Origin of the sequence: Phocaeicola sp. RTP21359st1_B8_RTP21360_211022 (genome assembly GCF_040911965.1) — a bacterium.
GTDB classification, from domain to species: domain Bacteria; phylum Bacteroidota; class Bacteroidia; order Bacteroidales; family Bacteroidaceae; genus Phocaeicola; species Phocaeicola vulgatus.
Map to the genome: position 1 here is coordinate 1 of NZ_JBDFXP010000096.1, position 4187 is coordinate 4187.

Consider the following 4187-nt stretch of genomic DNA (forward strand, 5'->3'; position numbering starts at 1 on the left):
AGATCAGAACCCTTGTCCTTTGTGAAAAGTGCAGGGGGAGCTCCGGGAACGAGAGCGCTTGTTCCCGGAGCTTTAATCGAAAACGATATGGCAAAAACCGTATGTCTGCATTACTATCAGGAAGATATTATACAGCGTCTCTCGGAGGAATGGCGGACGCACCGCAGCGTGATGGTGCAGATGCCTACAGGTACCGGCAAGACCCATGTATTGGCGGCGGTGGTAAGCAGTTTTCTCACTGATGGAAAGAGGACGGTCTGGATCGTCGCACACCGCAGGGAGCTTGTGGAGCAGATAGAAAAGACCGTTGCAAAATACGGGACAAGTCTGACTGACGGGTGCGTCAGGGTGATGTCCATACAATGGCTAACACGGCATTACGATGATGTGGTGGAAAAACCGGAACTGGTCATCATCGACGAGGCGCATCATGCGCAGGCAAGGACTTACCGGATGCTGTGGAACTGGTGTCCGGAAGCAAAATTTCTCGGACTTACCGCTACTCCCTGCCGGATGGGACGCACCGGGTTCACGGACCTTTTCGACTCGCTGGTATGCTCATGGAGTGTGGCGGAGTTTATAAGGAAAGGGTGGCTGTCGTCATTTGATTATGTCTCGATACGTGCAAACAGCAGGGAGCAACGGTTGATAGACTCGCTGGAGAAACGCGGTGCAGATGGTGATTACCAGGTAAGGGAGATGAATGACGTACTGAACCGTCACACAAGCATCGATCAGTTGTATCGGAGCGTTCTGGAGTATGCGGACGGGAAGAAGGGGATCGTCTATGCCGTCAGTATCGACCATGCGCGGAACATCGCGGCGTATTACAGTGGAAAAGGACTGGACGCCGCAGCCATAGACAGTCACACACCGGCTGCTGAACGCGGACGGATGGTGAAGGATTTCAAGACAGGCAGAATAAAGGTACTGGTAAATGTGGACGTTTTCAGCGAGGGATTTGACTGCCCCGATGTGGAGTTCGTGCAGATGGCACGCCCGACACTCTCACTGGCCAAATATCTGCAACAGGCCGGGCGCGGACTGAGAAAATCAACCGGTAAGGAAACATGTGTGCTGATAGACAACGTGGGGCTTTACCGTGTGTTCGGTCTGCCCACCATGGCATGGGACTGGGAAGCGATGTTCCGTGGGGATATGGCTGGAAGGGGAATACGGACCATCCGGCATGGAAACGGAACAAGTCCGGAAACTGTCACCGCGGAAGATCTATGTCAGGACTTCGGTATGGAAATGATCGTTTCCCATGACAGGCTGCTTTCCGCTATAGCTTTGCAAAAAACTCCTAATCCCTGCAAGAGGCCGGAACTTAGAGCATGGCACGACAAGAACAGCGGGTTATGGGGGCTATGCCGGGGAAGAAATAAGATTACGGCCCCGGTATTCGTCACAGTCTTCGATATCCGGCATGACATGGCAGCGGTGAGGCTCTCGGACAAGAACTGCGGACTGGTAAACGCCTGTGGTGAGATTATAAGGAAGGAAGGGTATTGCCAGTCCATGAAATTCATGAGAAACAATTTCCTGACCGTGCAGAAACCGAACGGCAGGTCTGATTATATAGATCTTTACAACCTGCGGTCATACAGGGAAAAACCTGAGGTGAAGCGTTTCGGGGATGTGGAGATGTTGAAAGTCGGTCGCATGTATTACAGCCGTACAAAAAATCTGTATGCAAGCAAACTGAACCTGAGCGGCGGCTATATTTATGACCACAAGTTCTATGTGGCGATTTTTGATTACAATGCTTCCGTCCAATGCTATATTGACGATCCGCATATGGCTGGTTTTCCATGGGGATATGCCTGTCTCCTCGGTGGTGATCATGACAGTTACTATTGGATACGCCGATGGTTGGCGGATGGAAGCATCATCGTGACGGACATCGGAGGGAAATACTATCATGTGACAGACTGTGGGGAAAAAAAATACATCGGATGTCACTTCCCGGCAGAGGAGGGAGAGAAATGTTTGGCCGCGATGGAGCGACTGGCAAAGCGTGCGAGGGAGATACGGAATATGGCGGAATCCGAGAAAATGGAAAAGAGGCGGCAACTTCTGGAAAAGTCGGGCGAGGCTGTTCCGTTCCGTTCAGGGATGAAATGGGGGCTGAAAGTCGGTGAGCGTATCACCATTCCTCCGATATACCGCAATGTCAGGCCTCCCATAGGCAGGTATTGCGCCGTGGAGAAGAATTACAGCCAGTGGGGTGTCATTGCCATTGACGGCACAATGATGATTGAACCGCAATACTCTGATATAGAAATCAGCATGAAAGGCGATGTCACAGGAACAAAGGTATCCGGAAACAAGGTAGTAGTGAAGCTGCCATAAAGGGTGGTTCGCTAGTTCCGTTTGTAAATTTATCATTTTAAACAGTTGCGACAAATTCGCTGTAAACGCCCGGTTTCACACGACGAATTAAAAATTGTAGTGAATCATAACCAGTAAAAATGGTCATATGTTTAGTAACATACTCCTACCCCACACCACGGGCAATTGTCCAAAGAAACGGAATAAAACTTGTGGAAAAGACATCGAGATGATTGAATGGGATGGCAATGCCGGTGAATGAATTATCAACTTGAATAATGAATATGTATCGAATGATGAAAAAGATATTTTCAGAACTGCTTTTCCACAAATTCTGGTCATTTGCAACAGCCGTGGTCACAGTCTTTATAGCTTCCGACAATTAAAGAATATATGAAAGGCAGTTCTGAAATAGAAGTAGCGGTAGACGGTTATATTGTAAACAAAGACCTTTATTATGTCATTCCCAGTTTCTTTCATTAATACGGGAAAAACGGCCTTTTATGGTTTCTCAGTGCAAATTCATGAGAGGATGCTTGTAGTAAAAGACGGAGAAAATACAATTGGTCACATGAAAAGACAAATAAAATAATAATCATGGATAAGAATATAAAAATAGCCGTAGCCGGAACCGGTTACGTAGGACTTTCCATTGCCACACTGCTGGCATAACATCATCAAGTGACGGCTGTTGATGTGATTCCTGAAAAGGTAGAACTGATAAATCGGCGTAAATCGCCCATACAGGACAAATACATTGAGAAGTATCTTACTGAAAAAGAATTGAACCTGACTGCCACCTTAGATGGAGCGAAGGCATATGCCGACGCAGACTTTGTGGTCATTGCCGCACCGACGAACTACGACCCGGTGAAGAACTACTTCGACACCAGCCATGTAGAAGAAGTCATTGAGTTGGTGAAGAGCGTCAATCCTTGTGCCGTTATGGTGATTAAAAGTACCATTCCTGTGGGCTACACGGAAAGTGTGCGCAGGAAATTAGACACGGAGAACGTCATCTTCTCGCCCGAATTCCTGCGCGAAAGCAAGGCATTGTACGACAACCTTTATCCCAGCCGCATCATCGTAGGACGTCCCGAAGGCAACACCCGTTTGGACGAAGCTGCCCGCACCTTTGCCGCACTCTTGCAGGAAGGGGCGATAAAGGAAAACATCGACACCCTCTTCATGGGTCTGACCGAAGCCGAAGCGGTGAAGCTCTTTGCCAACACCTACCTGGCCTTGCGTGTCAGCTACTTCAACGAACTTGACACCTATGCCGAGATGAAAGGGCTGGACACCCAAGCCATCATCAACGGCGTCTGCCTCGACCCGCGCATCGGCACGCATTACAACAATCCCAGCTTCGATTACGGCGGTTATTGCCTGCCCAAGGACACCAAGCAACTCCTGGCAAACTATGCCGACGTGCCCGAAAACCTGATTCAGGCGATTGTGGAAAGCAACCGTACAAGAAAAGACTTCATTGCCGACCGTGTGCTGACCAAAGCCGGATATTACAATTATTACAACCGTGGCGATTTCAGCCCCAACGAGGAGCGCAAGTGTACTATCGACGTTTATCGCCTGACGATGAAGTCGAACAGCGATAATTTCCGCCAATCCTCCATACAAGGTGTGATGAAGCGGGTAAAGGCAAAAGGTGCAGAGGTGATTATCTACGAACCTACTTTACAGGATGGCAGTACTTTTTTCGGTAGTAAAGTGGTAAATGACTTGAACGCTTTCAAAGCGCAAAGCTAGGCGATTATCGCCAGTAAGCAGTCAAAAATTGGCTCATAATTGAAATCTCTATCTTCGCTGCGAACAAAAATTTTAGAATTTATGTATAG

1 protein-coding gene and 1 pseudogene are annotated in these 4187 nt (G+C 48.5%); both read left to right on the forward strand.

From position 1 onward, the window contains the following. Positions 1–87 precede the first annotated feature (87 nt). The gene (locus tag AB5062_RS22395; RefSeq protein WP_229100925.1) at positions 88–2355 is read left to right on the forward strand and encodes a DEAD/DEAH box helicase; all 2268 of its coding nucleotides are present in this window, start codon (positions 88–90) and stop codon (positions 2353–2355) included. Positions 2356–2931: 576 nt separating this feature from the next. Then, positions 2932–4095, forward strand: a pseudogene (locus AB5062_RS22400) (nucleotide sugar dehydrogenase); the annotation flags it as partial. Positions 4096–4187: the final 92 nt, after the last annotated feature.